Here is a 19,901-nt window from a genome sequence, read left to right as displayed (position 1 = left end):
CCAGTAGGATCGCTCGTCGTGCAGGAGAACGAGGCGACCCCCGCGACCGGACCCACCGCCTCCGTGGAGCTCACCACGAACGGCGTCGGCCCCTGGCAGGGGGAGCGGCCCGAGGACGACCGCCTCGACCCGGAGCTGCTGGAGCGCGGCGACGCGCGCAACGTGGTCGACCGCTTCCGCTACTGGCGGATGGACGCGATCGTCGCGGAGCTCGACCGCACGCGGCACCCGTTCCACGTCGCGATCGAGAACTGGCAGCACGACATGAACATCGGCTCGATCGTCCGCAGCGCCAACGCGTTCGGCGCGGAAGGCGTCCACATCGTCGGCCGGCGGCGCTGGAACAAGCGCGGCGCGATGGTCACCGACCGCTACCAGCACGTCCAGCACCACGAGACGGTAGCCGACCTCGTGCAGTGGGCCGCGGAGGCGGACGTGCCCCTCCTCGCCGTCGACAACGTCCCCGGCTGCGTTCCGCTCGAGACCTACCGGCTCCCCGAGCGCTGCCTCCTGCTGTTCGGGCAGGAGGGACCCGGCCTCTCGGAGGAGGCGATCGCCGCCTCGGAGGCCGTGCTCGAGATCACGCAGTTCGGCTCGACCCGGTCGATCAACGCCTCGGCGGCGGCAGCCGTCGCGATGCACGCCTGGGTGCTGCAGCACGTCCGCTTCTGACCCCCGCGAGCCGCGGTGCCGTGTCAGGAACCGGCGCCCGACCCACTGCCGGGCCGCCGGGACTCAGACCGCCGAATCCGGCGGGAACTCCGACTCCAGCGGCTCCGACGACAGGAGCTCGTGCACCCCGCTCAGCACCTCGTCCGGGCGGAACGGATAGCGCTCGATCTCGGCCTCGTCGCTGATCCCCGTCAGCACCAGCACGGTGTGCAGGCCCGCCTCGATGCCCGCGACGATGTCGGTGTCCATCCGGTCGCCGATCATCCCGGTGTTCTCGCTGTGCGCGCCGATCTTGTTCATCGCCGAGCGGAACATCATCGGGTTCGGCTTGCCGACGACGTACGGATCCTTGCCCGTCGCCTTCGTGATGAGCGCCGCGATCGCCCCCGTCGCCGGGAGCACGCCCTCGGCGCTCGGCCCCGTCGCATCGGGATTGGTGACGATGAAGCGCGCACCCGCGACGATCAGGCGGATCGCCTTCGTGATCGCCTCGAAGCTGTAGTTGCGGGTCTCGCCCACGACCACGTAGTCCGGCGCCGTCTCCGTCATGATGAAGCCCGCCTCGTGCAGCGCGGTGGTGATCCCCGCCTCGCCGATCACGAACGCGCTCCCGCCCGGCTTCTGCGACGCGCAGAAGTCCGCCGTCGCCAGAGCGCTCGTCCAGATCCGCTCCTCCGGCACGTGCAGCCCCGACCCGCGCAGCCGCGCCGCCAGATCCCGCGGCGTGAAGATCGAGTTGTTCGTCAGCACCAGGAACGGCGTGCCCGAATCGGTCCACTCCTGGATCAGCTCGGGCGCGCCGGGGAGCGCCTTGTTCTCGTGCACCAGCACGCCGTCCATGTCCGTGAGCCAGGCCTCGACTTCATTGCGGTTCGTCGCCATGGGTCGATGCTATCGGCGGCACCCCCGCGCACGACGGCGACGACCGGCGAACCGCCCGGCTCCCTCCGCTGACGCCCCGGTGGAGGGACGACCGTCGTGCGCCGGACGGCCGGACCCCGGACCCGCACAGCCGCGAGCGGGATAGCCTGGGAGGCATGAGTGGCGAGAACCTGCTGGGCCCCGAACCGACCCTCCTCCCCGACGAGCCCGCGGTCACCGCGGCCCTCGCGAAGCACGCGAACCCGGGAGCCGTCGAATTCGCCGCCCTCGCCGCCGCCCACCCGCGCTCCCCGCTGACCTGGGCACTGCTCGCCGACAGCGTCTGGGGCATCGACGCGGCCCTCCCCTCCTACGCCTACGCCCGCGTCGGCTACCACCGCGGTCTGGACCTCCTGCGATCCGCCGGCTGGCGCGGCCAGGGTCCCATCCCGTGGCGCCACGGACCCAACCGCGGTTTCCTCCTCGCCCTCTACGCCCTCCGCCGCGCCGCCGACTCGATCGGCGAGACGGAGGAGGTCGCGCGACTCACCCATTTCCTTCAGCAGGCCGATCCCGCCGCCATCGACGAGATCGAGCGCTATCACGAGGACGCGCTTCCCCCCACTGCCGCCATCGTCATCCTCGGCAACGACTAGGCGGCGCCGGGGACGCGGTCCCGGGGGCGTCGGGCTCGGAGGCCGGCCCGGAGGGCTGGAGGCGGAGTCGCGATCCCGTCCACCCGCAGTCCTGCGCATCGTCTCCTGTCGGCGTGCCACCCGCCGGCGAGGATCCGGCGGAAGCCCGACCGCTCAGGTCCTCCTCGTCCCTTCCCCTGGGTAGTGTTCGCTCCTGTGACGCTCTTCTCGGACCTCCCCGTCCTTCCCGTCCTCAGGCGCGCACGCGAGCGCGATCGCCTCGCGTCCGCGGAGGCGGGCTGCTGGGCGTGACACGGTCGGCCGGGGAGGCTCCGGTGAGCCGGTGGCGCCTGCGGGTCGCCGGGACCACGGCGGTCCTCGCCTTTCTGCTCCTGCTCGTCTGCGCCGATCCCTTCGGATCGGACTCCTCGCGGCAGTTCGTCCGGATCGCCCGCTCCCATGATCCGACTGGTCTCGTCCACGCCCTGGGTGGAGAAGGGATCGCAGTCTGCGCTCTCGCCTCACCGGCTGCAGCGGCGGCAGCCGCGCTGGTGGCGGCGAGCAGCCGTCGACCCTTCGTCCCCGCACTCGGAGTGCTCGCGCTGCTCGAGGGGGCGTCGACCGTCGAGATGATCGTCACTCCGCCGTCGGTCGGTGGCGTGCTGTACGGCCTCCTCTCGGTTCTCGCGGGCACGGCGGTCGGGGCGCTGGTCGGCACGATCCTCCGACGAGTCGTCCCGAATCGATCCGCCGCACGCTCACTGCGGATCCTCTGGCGCACGTGGCTCGCCGTCCTCCTCGCCGTCGCACTGCTCGCCGCGGTGGCGGTGCCCCTCTTCGTCCGCCCCGTTCTCGATCCCGTGGGGGGAGCCGATGCGCTCGTGGTGCTGGGTCCTGCTACTGATCGCAGGGTCGGCCGTGCGCTCGCTCTGCTCGAGGAGCACCGGGATGTCACCCTCGTGCTCTCGACTCCGCGCCTGGAGAACGGTTCGTTCGCCCGAGCCGAATGCGATGCCGGCGAGGAGGTCAGAGTCGTCTGCTTCACTCCCTCCCCGTTCACTACGGGCGGTGAGATCTCCGAGCTGAACACGCTCTCCTCGGAGTACGACTGGACCTCGGTGGCACTGATGACCTCCACTCCGCATGTGACCCGGGTCCGCACGATCGCGTCTCGCTGCCTGCGCACACCGTTCTCGGTCGGCTCGGTCGACGAGCCGCGGCGGGTGAGCGAGTGGACTCTGGCGGTGGTCTATCAGGTGCTGGCGTTCGGCAAGCTGCTGATCCTGCAATCCTGTGAGAGCGGCCGCTCGTGAAGAAGGATCCGCCCCTTGGGCCCCCCTTCTAGGGGCGGAACCATGGATCCGCGTCGTCGTTCCAGGAAAACGACAGAGTCTCCTCTGCTTCCCTCCGCGGTCGGGGGGTGCGGCCGTCGACAGCCGATGGCGGGATGATCCGAGCATGAGGAGATGACGACGACTCTCGAAACAGGACCCGGATCCCGCCGCACGTTCCTCCGCTACGGAGGGGCCGCGGCCGCGGCCGCCGTCGTCGCCGCACCCGCCGCGGAAGCCGCGGACGAGACTATACCTGCGACCCGCGTCAACGGAATCCACAACTACCTCGAATTCGCCGGGACCACTGACGAGGACAAGCTCCGCGCCGCGATCGACTATTTCGTCGCCGCTCGCCAAGAGGTCACGTTGACGATCTCGAAGAGCTTCAAGATCACGCGCACCCTCGTGATCGACTCCTCGTACATCTCGCTCGAGTTCACCTGCGGTCCGCTGAATGCGACCGCCATCACCAGCGGTCCTGCTCTCACGGTGATCGGCAGTGCCACGTCCGGCTACCCCAACAACAGGGCGGCGATCACCGGACTCCGTCTGCTGGGGCCGGGAGCGTCCGCGACGGCCAGCACCGGAATCCTGTTCAACACCGACAGCACGACTGCCGCCACCACGCGCGGGCTCGGACTCTGGGGCCTGGAGATCTCGGGCTTCGGGACCGGCGTGTCCTTCGAGAACGATGCGTTCCTGATCAGCTTCTACAACTTCCACATCTTCCGCTGCAGGACGGCCGTTTCCATGCCCGCAGGCAGAGTCAACTACGGCGAGAACATCAAGTTCATCGGCGGTGGTATCGGCACCAGCACCCTCGGCGTCTACAACGCCAACCCGAACGGCGAGCTGCACTTCGTCTCGACGTCGATCGACTTCTGCGTGCAGGCCGTGAAGGTCGACGCGGGTCGGGTGATCCTGCACCAGCCGCATATCGAGATCAACGAGAGCGGCGCGAACTCCACGCTCTCGCAGTTCGTCACCGGGTCGAGTACAGCTGCGCAGATCTCGATCTCAGGCGGACACCTCTTCTTCCATCAGGTCCCGGTGGCCAACTACCTCTTCGAGACCACTGCAGGAGGGTGGGGCGGCGGAATCCAGGTCCATCAACTGTCGATGTTCAATACGCAGATGAAATCGGGATATCTCGCCGGTGGCACTGCGAAGGTCCGTATCAGCCAGCACGTCACCTCGGACGGGAACGGCAGCGGTTCGGGGCAGGGGTCGATTCTGCATTCGAAGGCGGCGAACAAGCTCGTCGACGGGAACTTCTCTCTCGCAGCGCCCGTCGACGCGTTCCTCAATGGCGCCGACGCGACGAGCCGCACCACCAGCCCGTCCATGACGCTGACCACCAGCGGCAACCAGCTGCTGATGACCCGAGTGGCCGGCGGTCCCGGTCCGGCGGTCTCCATCGACGTCCCCGTCACAGCGGGGCTGCTGTACGGCGTCGACTTCACCATCGCGGGATCCACGTCGACGGGCACGATGTACGTGTCCGAATCCTTCGTCGCCGTGACCGGCGTGTCCTCGTCGGGGATCCCGATCGTCGCTCGGAGCAGCGCTCGCCCGGTGTCGAATCTCGACCTCGCCGGCGCGAACGCGCAGGCTCCCTTCCGCAAGACCTATCAGCAGACGACCTGGAACCGGGTCGCTCCTGCGTGGGCGACGCACTTCCGGCTGCGGTTCACCTTCGGATCGGTGACAGCAGGAGTGACTCGCTTCTCGGAGATCGTCATCACCGAACTCTGACGGGGGCGGCGGGTGACGGACCTCGAGAAACCCGACTGGTAGCGTCAGACCATCCCTCGCCGGCCGAGGTCGTCCGCTCCGTCGCCGAAGCGGGCGTGTCGCGGTCCGATCACAGGCCGTGGTGCCCTCTCCCAGGTCGTCTCGTGGTGCCCGGGGCGGTCCGCCGAAGAGACGAACGAAGGAGAAGCACGCGAATGATCCGGGCGCTCTTCTCCGTGAAGGACTTCTCCGGCTCGAGCAACCCCTACATCGAGCTGCTCGTCGGTTCGTTCCCGGCGTCGGTGGAACCGGTCGCGTTCACCTGGCGACGTGCCCTTCTCGGGCGCTACGACGTCTTCCACGTGCACTGGCCGGAGTACCTCTTCCGTGCCCCGCGCGGTCCGCGCCGCTGGCTGAAGTCCGCCCTCGCCTTCGGGCTCATCGCCCGGCTGCTCGCGTCGGGGACGCCGGTCGTCGTGACGATGCACAACCTCCGACCGCACGAATCGGGCAGTGCCGTCGAGACTCTCCTCGCGCGCTGGCTGGACCGGCTCACGGACGTCCGCATCTATCTGAACGAGTCCGACGAGAACGACCTGGACCGGGGAGTCGTCGTCCTGCACGGCGCCTATCCGGAGTCGGCCTCTGTCCCGGGCCCCCGTGAAGCGGGTCGGCGCATCCTGTTCTTCGGGCAGATCCGGCCCTACAAGGGACTCGAGGAGCTGATCGCGGCCTTCAGCGCACTCACCGACGGCGAACTCGTCATCGCCGGCGCGGCCGCTGTCCCCGAGTACGCCGACGAGGTGCGCAGAGCGGTCGGAGCCGACGGTCGCGTCCACCTGCGGCTCGGCCACATCGACGACGCCGAGCTGGACGAGCTCCTGGCAGGCGCGGACCTCGTCACCCTGCCGTACAAGTACCTCTACAACTCCGGAGCCGCGCTGCTCGCCCTCGGCGCGCGGAAGACGATCCTGGTCCCGGCGACCGGATCGACGCGGGCCCTCGCCGTGGAGGTCGGGAGCGGCTGGGTGGAGCTGTTCGACGGCCCCGTGTCGCCGGCGGCGTTGGAGGCGGGCCTCGAGCGAGCGCGCCGGCACGGAGAGAGGGAGCGACCCGACCTGTCCAAGCGCGAGCGTTCCCTCGTGGGAGCGCTGCACGGCGCCGTGTACGAGGCGCTCGTCGCTGCAGGCCGAGGTCGAGGACGAGGCGGGAAGGGGAGGAGAGCGGCGACGCTCGCTCGCCTCCGCGCAGACCCCCGCTTCCTCCGGCATTCCGAGCTGAATCGATGAACGAGCCGCAGGGAGTCGAATGAGGCGTTCAGCGCCGAGCCGCCGTTCACGGACCAGGACTACTTCGAGGGGACAGGACGGACCGGGTCGGAGTACACCCTCTTCGATGATCTCGACTCCGCCGTGGCTCACGCGACGCGGATCCGGCTGCACTCCTAGACGCCCGCTGGCTGCGTGGGATCCGGCGCCCCTGCTGGACGCCTTCCCGATCGACCGCTGGCGGCGCTGAGGACGGGCCGTCAGCGCCGCACTCGGCGCGGTGCCGCCAGCACCGCGTCGAGCAGCTGTGCGAGGTCGGCGGCGCGACGGTGCCAGCCGTACTGCTCCGCGTAGACCGAGCCCTCCCGGTTGGGTCCCGACGCCGCAGCCTCCAGCGCGGACCGCAGCCCGTTCTCTGCGCCCGCAGGGTCGTCGTAGAGCCAGACGCCGGGGGCGGAGCGGGCTCGCAGTGCAGGGGAGGCGGACGAGACGATCCTGAGGCCGGCGGCGAGGTACTCGAAGTACTTCATCGGGCTGCGACCCGCGTTGCCCGGGTCGTCCGAGAGCGGGAGCAGCCCGACGCGGGCGCTCTTCAGCAGCGCGGGCGCCCGGGAGTAGGGCACGGCGCCGAGCAGCTCCACGTTCGCGGGCAGCGTCTCCACGTTCTTCGGGAGCGGACCGGCGAGTCGGAAGGGGACGTCAGGGAACGCCGAGGCGAGCATCCGGACTCCTCCCCAGTCGAAGCGGCGGTCGAGCGCCCCGAGGTAGACGACTCCCGCACGCTCGGCACCGAGACCGTGGAACCGCTCGTACTCGACTCCGTTCTCGAGGACCAGCGTGCGCTCCGGCGCGGCCACTCCCTCGGAGACCGCGCGCAGCACCGGCTCCGACGTGGCGACGAGAGCGTCCGCCCGCTCGAGGAGCTCGATCTCCGCCGCCCGCATCCCCGGTTCGAAATGAGCGTCCGTGGGCCGGTAGACGACACGCTTCGGCTGCAGGAGCTCGAGGAGCGGCACGCCCATCAGGGGCTGGTCGACGATGAGGACATCAGGACGCATCGCCCCACTGGGCGCCCGCCAGGGCCGCAGCGGCACCCGCAGAGACTGCGTCCGCATCCGCGCCGGGAGCGATCCCAGTGGGGCGACGGTGAGCGGTTCGGCGTGCACGACGCCCGCCGCGTCCGTGCGTGGACCTCGCAGCGCAAGACCGAAGCGGGCCCGCACGGTGGCGTCCCGCAGGCGCCCCGCGTGCAGGAGCGAGGACGGCGTCGAGACGTGCGTCACCGTGTTCCCGAGGCGCGAGAGCTCGCGAGCCAGGTGGTGGCTCCCCACTCGGAAGACCCCGACCTCGGCGGTGTGGCTCGCGAAGACGATCTTCACGGGCGCCCGACCGGTCCGGAGGCGTCGACGAGGAGGTCGACGAGTCGTCCTCGCTGCATCCGAAGCGCCGACACGGAGTCTCCGACGCGCCTCCAGTAGTCGGACGGGTCCTCCCGCAGCTCAGCGATCTGGTCGCGGATGAGCGAGAGATCGGCGTCGAAGGCGTTGTGCACGAACCGGTCGATCCCGAGGTCGTCGTAGGCACCCCAGCCCTTCCGCTCGTAGCTCAGATGGACACTCGGAACGCCGCTGCGGATGGTCTGGATGCTGCCGTGCAGCCGGACCGAGACCACGACCGCCGGCCGATCCGCGACTCCGCTGCCGACCGCGTCGCGGAGCAGGCGGAATGGCCCTTCGTGGCCGAGCCGCTCGTAGAACTGCGGATCGTTGTTGCCGCGAGCGGTGGCTTGAGCGAGCAGCTCCGACTCCGGATCGCGCGCGAGGGCGTCGATCCGCGACTCGTAGGCGGCACGTCGCGACCGGCTCGAGGACAGCGCGCGGGCGACGATCCCGACGGGCCCGGGAGCTCCGGCCCGCACGACGGTCCTCGGATCGAACTCGTCGGGGAGGCCCAGAAGGGCCATGTCCGGAGCGCGGTGCACGTTCGCGAGGCCGGACAGCTCCTCGACGGAGCGGTCGTCCCGGGCGAAGACCCCGACGGCGCGGGCCAGTCGCGCCGCGATCACACGGCGGGTCCCGAGATTGAGCGGCCCGATGCTCTGCGGAAGGTAGACGAACGGAACGCGGTCGCTGCGCCGGGGCATCTGGACGAAGTTGGTGCACATCATCTTGACGACTTCGACGGGATTCTTGGTGCGGAGGTAGCCGCCCCCCACGCCGACGACGAGGTCGGACCCGGCGATCGCCCGGGCGTAGCCGGCGCTCCGGCGGCCGGAGAGCAGCGCGACCCCACCGCGTCGCAGCGTCTCGAGGCTGCCGATGCTGCCGGCACGGCCGGTGAGGGGGTGCAGGACACTCTCGTAGAGCTCCTCGTCGAAGCTCGCGGGATCGAGGGCGACGAGCGTGATCTCCGCCGTCGGCAGGGCCGAGAGGACCAGCTCCCGCGCCTCCTCGACGAGCAGGCCGTCGCCGGAGTTGGTGGTGCTGTAGGCGTGGACGATCGTGACCCTCACCGCGCGGCCTCCTCGAAGACGCGAGCATGCGCTGCGATGGAGTCCGACCAGTGGAATCGTCGAGCGTTGATCAGACCCCGGCTCCGCAGGTCGTTGCGGAGGGACGGATCGGCGACGATCTCGCGCATGTGATCGGCGATCGCCGTCGCGCCGATGTCGGTGAGCGTCAGCGCCGCGCCGCCCGCCACCTCGGCGAGCGACCCGCGATCGCTGCAGATGACGGGAACGCCGCACGCCATGGCCTCGACGACCGGGAAGCCGAAGCCCTCGTAGGTGGAGGGGAAGCAGAAGGCGAGCGCTCCCCGGAGCAGCGGGACGAGCGCCTCATCCGGTACGCGGCCGAGGTAGCGCACGCCGCGGGTTCCGCGGACCGCCTCGAGGATCGCGTCGCTCTCCCACGCCGGAGCGCCGGACACCAGGAGCGGCACCCCCGTCTCGTCGAAGACCTTCGAGGCGGCTCGGCACAGCTCGATGATGTTCTTGCGGGGGTCGAGGTTGCCCGCGTAGAGGAAGTACGGGCCGTCGATCCCCAGCTCGTCGAGCGCGACGGAGTCCTGGTCGGTGGAGCGGGTGTTGAACGTGTCGTGGTCGATCCCGTGCGGGATGGTGACGATCTTCCCGGCGGCGTCGGGTGCGACAGTCGCGATGTCCCGGGCGGAGGAATCGGAGACCGTGATGATCGTGGTCGAGAGTGCTGCGAGACGCGCGACGCGCAGGCGCCACAACCGGTCGGAGCTCCGGCTGCGCACATCGTCCACGTGGAGTGTCGCCAGCCCGTGGATCGTGCCGACGATCGGGAGGCGGCTCGGAACCAGCGGCCCCGTGTCCGCGGGGAAGTGGAGGACGTCGATCCCGGAGGGGCGGAGCCTCGGCAGCACGAGTCCCTCATAGGCGCCGTAGACGGCGCTGCGGGCTCGGCCCCCCTCGATCGGAGGTCGGGACAGCACGTGCTGCACGCCGTGTCCGGCGAGCCCGCTGTAGACGGTGCGGGCGTATCGGGTGTTGCCGCCGACCTGTCTGTCGAGGACACGGGCGGAGACGAGCACTGTCGTCATGGCTTCCTCCTCCGAGGGGCGGTCGGCAGCAGGCCGAGGTAGAGCCGCTCGAGCATCTGCGACTGGTGCTGCACGGTGTTCAGGGCGAGGGCGTGCTCGGCGGCGGCGACGAGACGGGAACGGGCCGCCGGGTCCTCCAGATCGCCCCAGTACGACGCCACATCGTGGGGGGAGTGCGCGACCAGGGGCAGGCCGAGGCGATCGAAGGCGGGGATGTCCCGCACGACGAGGGCCAGCCCCATGCCGTGCGCCTCCAGAACGGCCATCGGCATCCCCTCCCACTGCGCGCTGTGCAGGTACACGTCGGCATCGCCCAGTCGGCGGAGCGCCTCGTCGCGGCTGAGCCAGCCGGTGACGTGGACGCCGGCCTGGTCGAGGGCGGTGCGGTGACGCCCCTCGCCTCCGCCGATCCACGTCGCGTCGACGGAATGGCCGGCGGCGCGCACGGCCTCCACGGCCTCGGCGAAGAATCGGGGATCCTTGTGCGTCGAGAGCCGACCGGCGCCGACGAGGCGGAGAGGCCTCGGCCCGCCGGGGCGAGTGGCGGGCGGGAGCGAGGCGGGCACCGAGTTGGGGACGTGCACGACCTCCGCCCGGCTGAACGGCCACCGGCTCAGACGGGCCTCGCGAGCTGAGCAGGCGGCGAACACGGTGGTGTTGAAGGCGAGGACGCCCTCGAAGACCCGGAACGCCGCCCGGGCGGGCAGCGGGAGGTCTCGGCGCTCGAAGCCGTAGCAGTGCGGCGTGTAGACGATCGGACGTCGCCGGCCCGCCCGGACCGCGAGGCGCGCGTACGCTCCGCCGAAGCTGGAGTGCGCGTGTACGACAGCGCCCGGCATTCCGGCCAGAACCGTTCGCAGAGCGCGGACTCGGGCGACGTGCCCTGTCGGCAGCGCCGTCACGCCTGCGAACGACGCGAAGGCGCTCTCCGGTACCGGAGAGTCCTCCCGCGGTGAATACACGAGCCTGTGCTGGAAGGCGGGCGTGGCCGCTACGTAGTCGCTGATCGCCGACGCGGTACCTGCGCCGAAGCTCTCCGTCACGTGCACGATCGTGCGCTCGCCTTCGCGCCAGTCCTCAGCGAGTGTGGATCCGCTTGTCAACCGTTCGCGCCCTTCCGGCTTGGCCGAGCCGTGGAAGGCTCCGGTCCCTGTCGATGTCCATCGGACAGGATCCCTCACCGACCACGCGGTCCGTCGGCATGACTCCGTGAGCGATCCTATGTGCTCCCGGCCGACGGTATGAGGTCGAAAGGGGACCACCTCCGGGGGACCGGGACCGTGGTTAGTCTGTAGTCCTACAGAGCTGAACGGAGCTGCTGCAGGAGACGATCGATGATCGATCACGTCGGAGATGAGGCGCGCGATGGCTCGAGGGGGCGCTGCGACCGCGACGACGCGAGAGGGCGCGGCGCGTCTGGATGTCGTCCAGCGGCTTCTGTTCCTCGCCATCGTCTTCATGCCGTTCCAGCAGGCGCTCACCATTCAGGTCGGCTCTCCGCTGAAGATCACCGAGATCGCCGTCATCCTGGCCATCGGCTTCTCCGTGATCACCGTCCAGAAGGACCGGTACACGCCGGTGGGACGGGAGATCGTGCTGGGGCTCGGTGCGCTGGTCGTTCTGGCGACGATCTGGGCATTCCTGTTCAAGCAACCCGAGGTTCCAGCCGCCTACGGCTATGACCTGGGCTTCACCAACGACATGATCCTCTACTGCGGATACGCTCTGCTGGCCCTCGTGGTCTGGTGGTACGTCGGCCACCGACTGGGATTCCAGGACATGGAGCGGGCTCTCTCGATCGCCGTCCGCCTCGCTTTCGTCTTCTGCGCGATCCAGCTGGCCCTCCACCTCGCCGGGGTCCCGCTGCCCGCTCTCCTCAACTCGACGATTCAGATGGGGGCGACCTTCGGCGTCAGCCTGCCGAGGAACGGCCCGTTCCTCGAGGGGAACTACCTCGGTTTCTTCGCCGGGATCGCGCTGTTCGCCTGCCTGCGCCGTCGCGACCGCATCGGAATCGCCGCCGCCGTCGCCTGCCTCGTCTACTCGCAGTCGACGTCGGCACTGATCGCGACCGTCTCTGCGGCGGTCCTCACGGCGACGCTCCGCCCCCAGCGGGGAGTGGGAGTGCAGATCTTCAGCGTCGGCGCGCTGGGCGCGGTGATCGTCCTGCTCGTTCCCGCCCTGCAGCGCTTCGTCCTCGCGCAGCTCTCGAAGCTCGGACTGGGCACAGGCGCCGTCGACGTCGGCACCCGCTCGCTGAACGTCCGATCCCAGTCGTCGAGCACGGGCTTCACCATGGCCGCGGACAATCCGCTGTTCGGAGTCGGACCCGGCCGGTTCGGCGTGTGGAGGACCGACTACTCCCAGGCGGTGGCGGGGCTCACCTCGAACGGCGCCTCTCGCGGTCTCGCGAACAACGTCTACGCCCAGCTCGCTGCCGAGACCGGAGTGATCGCCCTGGCCCTCTTCGCCGTCCTCCTCGTGATGCTGATCGTGCGGGGATATCGGCGCAACGGGACGGCACTGGGTCTGGGGGTCTTCCTCGCCGTCGCTCTGGCCTCCGCCCCCGCGTGGACCGCCTTGACCGTGTGGATCGCGCTGGCGTACGCCGCATCGCTCGCCTCCGAGCCGCTGCCGGCGACGACCTCGATCGCCCGGTCCGGCCTCGACTCGGAGCGACGGGCAGCGGCGGTGTCGCGATCCATGGCGGTGCGTCCGGCGCCGTCCACCGGTCGGCACCGGCAGTTGTCGGATCGACGGTGAGCTCCGCACCCGCGACGACCGAGCTCTCCCTCGATGATGCGGTACACCTTGCACACGCCCTCACCGCCCACCTCTCCTCCACGCACGGGCTCCGCACCCTGTTCATCAAGGGGCCCACCGCCCATGCACAGGGCATCCGCACGAGACGCGTGTCCAGCGATGTCGACGTGCTCGTCCACCCGGCGGACGTCCAGCGCCTCGTCGACCTGCTGGCCGAGCGCGGATGGATCCCCCGGCCCGACCGCCCGGCCCCGCGCGCGTACCCGGTGCACTCCGTGACCCTGTTCCATCCGCAGTGGACCTGCGACATCGACGTGCACGACCGCTACCCCGGATTCTTCGCAGAGCCGGAGGAAGTCCTCGACGTGCTGTGGACGTCGCACCGGACCGTGACGATCGCGCACAGGAGGGTCGCTGTGCCCTCCCCGGTCGCGGGCGCGGTCGTCGTCGCGCTCCACGCGCTGAAGGATCCCCTCCTTGCCCGGAGCACGTCCGAGCTCGAGTCGGTCATCGGGTTCCTCAGGGGCGCGAGCGAATCGGACCGGGAGGCGCTGCTCCTGCTCGTCGAGAGCACCCGCAGCGCCTACCCCCTCCGCCCGGTGCTCCACGCCCTCGGGCTGGACGTGCCGGACGACCTGGCCGTGCACGAGCGCCGGTTGTGGGATCTGCGGGTGGCCGGAACGGGGCGGTCCAGCTATCACTGGGCGCTCGCCTTCGTCGAGGCCACAGGGAAGCGGCGCATCGTGCTGATCGTGTCCGCGCTGACGACCGTGATCGGTCTCACACGCCGGGCGCGCCGGAGGGCTGCGGAGACGGGGATGGTCCGCTTCGATCGGCCGTCGTTGTCAGATCTGCGGGCGTTCCTCGGGCTCGTGCGCTCGCTCGCCGCCGATCGTCGACGCCGTCGCCGAGAGAATGCGACCCACTCGTGACCACCGTCGATCCGGGAGCTCTGGATCACGCCGTGTGGGCGCGATCCGATCAGCTGGCCTTCGTCGAGGACGACGCGCAGGCGGTGCTGCTGAACCTGTTGTCGCCGTTTCCCGTGCCCCTCGTGCTGAAGGGCACGGCGCACGCGATCTGGAGAAGGCTCGAGCATCCGTCCACGACCGTCGAGATCCTCGCGGGGCTCGCCGACGAGTTCGGCGTCCCCCGAGAGGTCCTCGAGGAGGACGTGCTCAGTTTCCTCCTGGAGCTGAGCACAGCAGACGTGGTCCACAGGCTGCCCTCGCGCTGAAGGTGAGACATCGTGCAGCAGTGTGCGCCGTGCGGGGGGTGTGAACGGCGGTCGTGACGGCGGCCTTTCCTCCGTACTGTTCGGGAATGGGAGCATCATCGCGGGATCGAGGACGACGGGCGCTTCTGAGCCTGACGGCGGCAGCGGGCGCGGGCGCCGTGACGGCGGTGGCGACGGCCCCCCCGGCGACAGCGGCCAACGCCTTCCCGGACGCACGGCTGGACGGCTTCCGGGACTCGACCGAGTTCCCGGGAGCGACTGCTGAGCAGCGGCTCCGGGCCGCTCTCGACGCGGCTCACGCCCTCGCGACCGAGTCCTTCCTGGTCGTCTCCGAGCCCGTCGTGCTGACAGCACCCTTGACGATCGACCTCTCGCGTGTGTCGATGGAGTTCGCCGGAGGCGATGTCGATGCGACGGCGGTGTCGGGATCGGCGCTCGTCCTCACCGCCTCCGAGGCCTCCGATGATGCGCCGCACACGCGCGTGAGCCTGCGCGGACTGCGCCTCACGGGTCCCGGCCGAGCGGCTCCTGGATCCGTCGGCCTCGAGCTGTCCTCGGCGACAGGCGTCCGAGGCGCAGGACTGTACGGAGTGGAGATCATCGGATTCGAGACGGGTGTCCGGTTCGGTCCCGGCGCCGAGCATCTGCGCCTCTTCCACGTGGCCGTGGAGGAGTGCGGCACGGGCGTCCTGGTCGCCAGCACTGCCCCTGGGTCGAATCTCGCGATGGTCGGCGGTTCTGTGCGCTCGTGCACGACGGGACTGTCCTCCGCGTCGACCAGTGGCGAGCTGCACACGACGTCGCTGGCCATCAGCGGATGCGATCGCGCGGTCGAGGCTTCAGGGGGTGCCGTCACGCTGCACGCTGCGACCGTCCGCCTGACCCCGGCGAGCACGGTCAGCGCGTTCTCCACCGCTGCGACGACGACGGCCAGGATCAGCATCAACGGCGGCACGGTCTCCGCCGCCGCCCCGCTGGCGGCGGCCACAGTCTTCGAGACGGCTCACAGGAGCTGGGGAGGCGGGATCGTCGTGACGAGCACCTCCTTCCGCAACGTCGCTCCGGCATCGGGCTACCTCGTCGGAGGGACCGGACTCGTCCGGTTGGCGGACGTCTCGATCCTGGACGAGCCCTCCGTCGTGCCGACCTCGGTTCTCGTCCACCGCGCCGCGAACCGGCTCGTCGATGGAGCCTTCGATGTGGGCACGGTCGCGGACGCGTACCTGGACACTCCGGACGCCACCTCTCGGAGTGCGAGCCCGTCGGCCACGCTCGCCGTCGCGTCAGGGCGGCTCCTGGTCCGGAAGACAGGCACCGGACAGACGAGTCTCTCGTTCGATGTGCTCAGCAGACCCGGGCGGGTCTACGCCGCCGACCTCGTCATCGGACAGGCCGCTGCGAACGGGTCGATGATCGTCTCGGAGTCCTTCGTCACCGTCTCCGGTCGTGACGCCCGCGGCATCCCTGTCACCGTCCGCTCGGAGCCCGTCTCCTCGACGACGCAGTCGATGGCGGCGATGGCCGCGGCACTCCCGTTCCGGGTAAGACCCGCGACCGGCGTGGATCGCCAGGCGCCGTCCTGGGCGTCGCATTTCCGCGTGACCGTCGGCCTGAACGACCCCGCCGCGGGAACGGTCGGCATCGACGACGCGGTCGTCACCGAGATGTGAGGACCGGCCGCTCGCGCGGTGGCCCGATGCGTCAGTGGGCGCCGCCTCCGGGGGCGACGACGGCCTGCACGGTTCTTGCGAGCAGCGCGAGGTCCCCGGTGAACGACCAGTTCTCCACGTAGTAGAGATCCAGTCGGATGGCGTCCTCCCAGGAGAGCGTCGACCGCCCGCTGACCTGCCAGAGCCCGGTCATGCCCGGCTTGACGTTGAGGCGCCGGCGCGCGGCCTCGTCGTAGAGCTCGACTTCTCCCGCCACCTGCGGCCGCGGCCCGACGAGCGACATGTCGCCTCTCAGCACGTTGAAGAGCTGAGGGACCTCGTCGATCGAGTACTTGCGCATGAAGCGTCCGATCGGTGTGATGCGAGGGTCGTCGGTGATCTTGAACAGTGGTGTTCCGGACGTTCCCTGAGCGGCGAGCAGCTCGGCGAGCTGATCATGAGCGTTCACCACCATCGAGCGGAACTTGATCATGCCGAAGGGCTTGCCGTTGATGCCGATCCGCGTCTGGCGATAGAACAGGGGCCCCGAGCTCGTCAGCTTGACGGCCAGTGCGACCGAGGCGATCAGAGGCATCAGCACGGCGATGAGGCTCAGCGATCCGACGATGTCGAGGGCACGCTTGCGGGCCTGCTTGCTGCCCTCGAATCGAGGTGTCTCGATGTGCACGAGAGGAAGGCCCGCCACCGGGCGCATGTGGATCCTCGGTCCGCTGATGTCGGTGAGGCTCGGCGCCATGACCAGGTGCTGGCGCCTCGGCTCGAGACTCCAGCTCAACTGTCGGATCTGCTCGGGTGGCAGGTGGTCGCTGCTCGTGATGATGACGGTATCGGCGCCGGTCCGGTTCAGGATGCCCGGCACCGCATCCACCGTGATGTTCTCGAAGACAGGCACCCCCCACCCGCTCACCCGATCGCTGGCCAGATCCTCGGGGATGCACACGCCGACAACGAGATACCCGGCCCCGGTGGCGCGGACGAGCTCGCGGTAGATGTGCTCGACGCTCCGTGGCGAGCCGACGAGGACGACGGAGGAGGAGTACCGGCCCGCGCTCCGCTGCTGCCGCAGCCACACCCTCCAGGCTCCGCGTCCGAGCCAGAGCAGGACGAGGCCGAGCGGGAGCGCGGTGATGATGTACCCGCGGGCGAAGCCGATCTGGCCGAGGTAGGCGACGCACGTGATCACGGCGAACAGCAGGAGCGTCGCATCGAGGATGCGCTTGTACTCCGTCACCTCTCCGCCGAGGACACGGTCTTCGCGTGTGGCGTAGAACTTCAACAGGGCGGCCCACAGCACCACGATCATCGAGGAGACGATCCAGTAGTTCGCGAGCAGGCCCGCGATCTCCGGCTGATGGCCGGCCACGAACAATTCTCGGCTCTCCACTCCGAACCAGAAGAACTGACTGCTGAAGACCGAGAACACGATGACGAGGACATCGGTGATGACGAGTTTTCTGGCCACTGCTCGGGACCAGGAGCTCCGGCCCTTCTCGGAGGAAGAGCTCTTCGTGGAAGTGGGTGTTTGCAGTTTCACCGTGTGAGCCCTGTCTGCGACTGACCGCTGTTCTCTCGCATAAGCGACCTGCCCTCAGCGTAGTGGTCGGGCGTCGTGCTCCTCCGTCCTGAGCGAAGCTCCGCGCAAAGGCCCCTCCTAGGGGATGCTCTCGGCTATTCCGACTATTCCCCGACGATGAGGACGCGCTCGGACCTCCGTTGTGCGCCGTCGACGACCGCTCGGACGTCGGCGGCGGAGACGTCCCGAGCACGGGGAGTCGAGGTGGTTCGGCGGGTCGGATCCGTCGGGCGGCTCAGGTCTCTCGGCTCGCGCGGTCGGCGCTCGTGCGTCCGGTGCTGATGCGGTGTCGCGGCGTCCCGCCGCTGTCGATGGGGCGTGACGCGCAACGGCAGGAGAAGACTCGGGAGAGGCGCCGCGAGAGCTCGCGAGGGGAGACCGGCGGACGATCGTCGGGCACCGACGGCGGGCACTTCGTCGCCGGCAGGGACGAGCAGGACGCTTCCGCTGCCGGAAACGACGACGGCATACTCGTGCTCATCGAGACGGACAGGTGCTGCGCCGGAGTGCTCCTGGGCGTGGAGCCGAGATCGGCGCATGCGTCTGCGGTCATCGGCTCCGGCCACGGCCGCGGCCAGGCGCCCGTGGTCGGGCGCTCCGGGGGCGAGTGCCTCGCCGGCGGACGATCCTGCCTCGACGGGGAGCTGCTCGGAGCCGATGACGAGCCGTGTCACGGCTTCCCGGGGCGCTTCCGCTCTCCGTTCAGGACGTCGCGGATCGCTCGGGTCGTGTCGGGTTCGGGCCGGTGAGCGCGACCGGGGATCGAGGCCCTGTCCCCGTCCGCCCGAGCCGGTCGTCCTGTGAGCGAGGCATCCGCTCGCACGAGCGGGTCCGGTGACGTCCTCCCTCGGTGATCGAGGGGAGGACGTCACCGGACCCGCGAGTCCTGCTCGGGGGGGCGCGCCGTCGTCAGGGCGCCCCCTGGTGATCAGCTCAGCCGCAGAGTGCCGCGCCTGCCACGTAGAACGCGCGGATGCCGATGTTCGGCGTCGAGGCCGACGCCACGCTGGTGACGTTCGTGATCGTGACGACGGGGCTGCCGGTGCTGTTGCTGTCCCACGTCCCGGGGTTGCTCAACGGGGTGCGGTAGTACTGGTTGTTGTCACCGATCACGTTGATCCAGTTGCCGCCGATCTCGACTCCGAGGTCCTTCGCCGTGCGTCCGGCCGGAAGTGCGGTGAGCTGGGTGCCGTCCTGGTCGAACACAGCGGCCGTCGTCGCGAAGATGCGACGCGTCGCGCCGAAGACCTGGGTGTCGGCGGCGACCTGACGCAGCCCGGTGACTGTGGCGAGGACCTGCGTCCACGGCGACCAAGACGCTCCGGCCTCGATGGTCTTCGTCGCCTCCCATGCCGTCCCGTCGGTCGCGACGAGCGACACCCGCCACAGGCTGTCGTCGCTGAACGACACGGCGATGTCGAGGACAGTGCGGCCTCCGGGCGCGGCCGCGAGCGCGACGCCGTCCCAGTCGTACACCGTGCTGCCGCTGGCCGAGAACAGGCGGGCTCCGCGGTCGCCGCCGGCGATGATCAGACCGTCATCCGCCGCGATGCTGGTCATGCCGATGCGGATGGGGGTCGTCGTGTCCCACTCGTAGAAGCCGCCGGAGGGGGCGGTGTGCGAGTAGACGTCGCCGTTCTGGGAGACGACGTAGCTCAGGTAGGTCGCAGACGCAGCCGTGTCACCGACGCCGGTCCACGCGACTGCGAAATCGACCACAGTGGTGACCGCTTCCGGCATCTCGGACTCGACATTGTTGCGACGTCCGCGGAAGGTCGAGGTGCGGGTGCCGCTGGTGCCGTTCACGATCGCTGCGGTGGTCGCATCGGCCACGGGAACGGTCGGCTGGGCCGGATTCACCACGCCTGCTGTCGTGGCCGTGATGGTGCCCGTCTGGCTGACTCCGGCGGTGGCGAAACGCAGACCGTTGAAGCCCTCCAGGAGGAGGCTTCCGCCGGCACCCGTGAACAGCGTGCGAGGTGTGGCCGTGCCGTCGTACCAGCGCAGCGCGGTCGGCAGAGTCACCGTCACCGCGATGCCTGCGGCGGCCGGAACTCCGGAATCGCTCACCTGGAGGTAGGCGTTGAACGGGTTGCAGCTGCTCGTCGTGTAGGAAGTAGTGGCATCGCCACCCTCCTGGTCGACGAAAGCGACCGTGCGCACGGTCACCGGGGCCGATGCGGCGGCGAGCGGCGCACCGATCGCCGCGACGACGACGGGAGTGGTCCATGCGGCCGCCTGCAGGACGGTCCGGCGGCCGGGAACCGCATTGCGAGCCGGAACGGGCGAATCAGAAGGGGACGTGTTCGACATAATATGCCTCTCTGGTTGGACGAATGGCCTGCGGATCTTCAACGAACGACCTGAGCCGTAGACGGCAGACGTTCCCTCGGAAGATCCACTGCTCATGTCGCAGCGTCCCGAGAGTTTTTCCGCGACGATTGATTTCGCGAGAGGGCTGTCCTTCCCGCGGCAGGCCTGAGACTACTGCACACCAAGTAATTCCACGCAACGGGGTTCGACGATCTCGAGACAGATGAGAGAGGCTCCGAAACGGCGGCGGAACGACTATCCGCCTCACTCCGAG

General features: G+C 69.7%; 16 protein-coding genes. 9 read left to right on the top strand and 7 right to left on the bottom strand.

Annotated elements, in window-relative coordinates; genetic code table 11:
* Positions 1 to 18: 18 nt before the first annotated feature.
* Positions 19 to 672 (top strand): TrmH family RNA methyltransferase, encoded by a 654-nt coding sequence (locus tag C5C44_RS09095; RefSeq protein ID WP_104225722.1) that lies wholly within the window; start codon positions 19 to 21, stop codon positions 670 to 672.
* 63 nt (positions 673 to 735) lie between these two features.
* On the opposite strand, the gene C5C44_RS09090 is transcribed toward C5C44_RS09095, so the two are convergent.
* Positions 736 to 1,554, bottom strand: a complete 819-nt coding sequence (locus C5C44_RS09090) for an HAD-IIA family hydrolase (RefSeq protein WP_104335723.1) — start codon at positions 1,552 to 1,554, stop codon at positions 736 to 738.
* A 155-nt stretch (positions 1,555 to 1,709) separates the two neighbouring features.
* On the opposite strand from C5C44_RS09090, the gene C5C44_RS09085 reads away from it, so the two are divergent.
* The 4 genes from C5C44_RS09085 to C5C44_RS09070 all read left to right on the top strand — a co-directional run bounded on the left by C5C44_RS09085 (position 1,710) and on the right by C5C44_RS09070 (position 6,525).
* The gene (locus C5C44_RS09085) at positions 1,710 to 2,189 is read left to right on the top strand and encodes a DUF3151 domain-containing protein (RefSeq protein WP_104335722.1); all 480 of its coding nucleotides are present in this window, start codon (positions 1,710 to 1,712) and stop codon (positions 2,187 to 2,189) included.
* Positions 2,190 to 2,503: 314 nt separating this feature from the next.
* On the top strand, positions 2,504 to 3,481 hold the full coding sequence (locus C5C44_RS09080; RefSeq protein WP_104222799.1) for an ElyC/SanA/YdcF family protein: 978 nt from the start codon (positions 2,504 to 2,506) through the stop codon (positions 3,479 to 3,481).
* 153 nt (positions 3,482 to 3,634) lie between these two features.
* Positions 3,635 to 5,257 (top strand): twin-arginine translocation signal domain-containing protein, encoded by a 1,623-nt coding sequence (locus C5C44_RS09075; protein ID WP_104222798.1) that lies wholly within the window; start codon positions 3,635 to 3,637, stop codon positions 5,255 to 5,257.
* 194 nt (positions 5,258 to 5,451) lie between these two features.
* Entirely contained in the window at positions 5,452 to 6,525 is a 1,074-nt protein-coding gene (locus tag C5C44_RS09070; protein WP_104335721.1) for a glycosyltransferase, read from the top strand.
* 239 nt (positions 6,526 to 6,764) lie between these two features.
* On the opposite strand, the gene C5C44_RS09065 is transcribed toward C5C44_RS09070, so the two are convergent.
* From C5C44_RS09065 to C5C44_RS09050, 4 genes are read right to left on the bottom strand one after another with little or no spacing between them, the layout of a single operon-like run.
* A complete protein-coding gene (locus C5C44_RS09065) occupies positions 6,765 to 7,883 on the bottom strand; it encodes a glycosyltransferase (protein WP_104327658.1) in 1,119 nt (372 codons plus the stop codon).
* Complete coding sequence (locus C5C44_RS09060; protein WP_181027183.1) at positions 7,880 to 9,016, bottom strand: polysaccharide pyruvyl transferase family protein; 1,137 nt, start codon at positions 9,014 to 9,016, stop codon at positions 7,880 to 7,882. Before C5C44_RS09060 ends, C5C44_RS09065 begins: the two co-directional genes overlap by 4 nt.
* Complete coding sequence (locus C5C44_RS09055) at positions 9,013 to 10,071, bottom strand: glycosyltransferase family 1 protein (protein ID WP_104225715.1); 1,059 nt, start codon at positions 10,069 to 10,071, stop codon at positions 9,013 to 9,015. Before C5C44_RS09055 ends, C5C44_RS09060 begins: the two co-directional genes overlap by 4 nt.
* Positions 10,068 to 11,522, bottom strand: a complete 1,455-nt coding sequence (locus C5C44_RS09050; RefSeq protein WP_258059310.1) for a glycosyltransferase family 4 protein — start codon at positions 11,520 to 11,522, stop codon at positions 10,068 to 10,070. Before C5C44_RS09050 ends, C5C44_RS09055 begins: the two co-directional genes overlap by 4 nt.
* On the opposite strand from C5C44_RS09050, the gene C5C44_RS09045 reads away from it, so the two are divergent.
* The 4 genes from C5C44_RS09045 (at position 11,437) to C5C44_RS09030 (ending at position 15,741) form a co-directional block, all read left to right on the top strand.
* The gene (locus C5C44_RS09045; protein ID WP_181065509.1) at positions 11,437 to 12,834 is read left to right on the top strand and encodes an O-antigen ligase; all 1,398 of its coding nucleotides are present in this window, start codon (positions 11,437 to 11,439) and stop codon (positions 12,832 to 12,834) included. The genes C5C44_RS09050 and C5C44_RS09045 overlap by 86 nt on opposite strands.
* Positions 12,831 to 13,766 (top strand): nucleotidyltransferase family protein, encoded by a 936-nt coding sequence (locus C5C44_RS16700; RefSeq protein ID WP_181127690.1) that lies wholly within the window; start codon positions 12,831 to 12,833, stop codon positions 13,764 to 13,766. The genes C5C44_RS09045 and C5C44_RS16700 overlap by 4 nt, the downstream gene beginning before the upstream one ends.
* Positions 13,763 to 14,071 (top strand): PqqD family protein, encoded by a 309-nt coding sequence (locus tag C5C44_RS17010; RefSeq protein ID WP_181027179.1) that lies wholly within the window; start codon positions 13,763 to 13,765, stop codon positions 14,069 to 14,071. Before C5C44_RS16700 ends, C5C44_RS17010 begins: the two co-directional genes overlap by 4 nt.
* A gap of 167 nt (positions 14,072 to 14,238) precedes the next feature.
* On the top strand, positions 14,239 to 15,741 hold the full coding sequence (locus tag C5C44_RS09030; protein ID WP_146084326.1) for a hypothetical protein: 1,503 nt from the start codon (positions 14,239 to 14,241) through the stop codon (positions 15,739 to 15,741).
* A gap of 31 nt (positions 15,742 to 15,772) precedes the next feature.
* Here the strand turns inward: C5C44_RS09030 and C5C44_RS09025 are convergent, their stop codons facing one another.
* Complete coding sequence (locus tag C5C44_RS09025; RefSeq protein WP_258063295.1) at positions 15,773 to 17,203, bottom strand: sugar transferase; 1,431 nt, start codon at positions 17,201 to 17,203, stop codon at positions 15,773 to 15,775.
* A gap of 1,044 nt (positions 17,204 to 18,247) precedes the next feature.
* Entirely contained in the window at positions 18,248 to 19,627 is a 1,380-nt protein-coding gene (locus C5C44_RS09015; protein WP_146084325.1) for a hypothetical protein, read from the bottom strand.
* Positions 19,628 to 19,901: the final 274 nt, after the last annotated feature.

Origin of the sequence: Rathayibacter sp. AY1F6 (assembly GCF_002932035.1) — a bacterium.
In the GTDB taxonomy this organism is placed as follows: domain Bacteria; phylum Actinomycetota; class Actinomycetes; order Actinomycetales; family Microbacteriaceae; genus Rathayibacter.
The sequence above is the reverse complement of the archived record's forward strand: the minus strand, read 5'-3'. Positions and strand labels throughout refer to the sequence as shown.